Annotated in this window: 1 pseudogene; it reads right to left on the reverse strand. The window is 43.9% G+C overall.

The annotated features are described in order from the left end of the window. Window positions 1–24: 24 nt before the first annotated feature. Window positions 25–801 (reverse strand): annotated as a pseudogene (locus ACFIJP_RS09420) (portal protein); the annotation flags it as partial.

Raw genomic sequence — 801 nt, forward strand, 5'->3', positions numbered from 1 at the left:
GGATTCTTATAAAATAATTACAAACAAACTATTGACTTTATTGTATTTTTGTTTATAATGTCCTTCAACAAGTGTAATCATCCGTCGACCGTTTTCAACATCAATGCCCTTCTCATCATTATAAGCTTCAAGATCATTATGATGAATGCCCTCATAAGCAATCCCATCACGAGCCCAATCTGCACTCAGTTCACTCCAATGGGCTTTGGGAAACATCTGCTTGGCTACTTCCAAAGGCTTGCGGTCCACATACCACAAACGTTGCGCATCGGTTAAGTTCGGTTGCACCGCTGCACTGTCCCAAACCATCTTTAACGGGTCTAAACGCGTAATGACCGGTTCACCATCAAAGCTGTTTTCATAATCAAGTCGCGTATCGGTCCAGCCCATGCCACAAATAACCGCATCTTGGAAAGCATCACTATCAGCATATTCTGCATGCGCCATGTCCCGAAACCATTCTGCCGCACCAGTAAGCAATTCACTTGGCAATGCCTTGCCTACTTGACGGGGAATGAATTGCACTTCGCGCTTGTTATTTCTCTCTGACCCCACAACAGCATTCACAAGCGGAGCAATACGATTAAAGGTCATAACGGGGCGGCGTTGCTCTTTTAACGCCGCTAAATCAGCCTCATTCCACTGATCACCATTGTAAAAACGAAAATCCTCCCGTGCATGTTCACGCCATTTATTCACATGCTCCACATCTTCTTTGTACCAACTCACAAGCTTGCGAAATAAGCCTTCTGTCGACAAATCTGATGCGTTACTTTCTTTATCTAAATGCTCTTCATCATA

Origin of the sequence: Bartonella sp. MU37NMGALS, assembly GCF_042194015.1 — a bacterium.
Classification (GTDB): Bacteria; Pseudomonadota; Alphaproteobacteria; order Rhizobiales; family Rhizobiaceae; genus Bartonella; species Bartonella grahamii.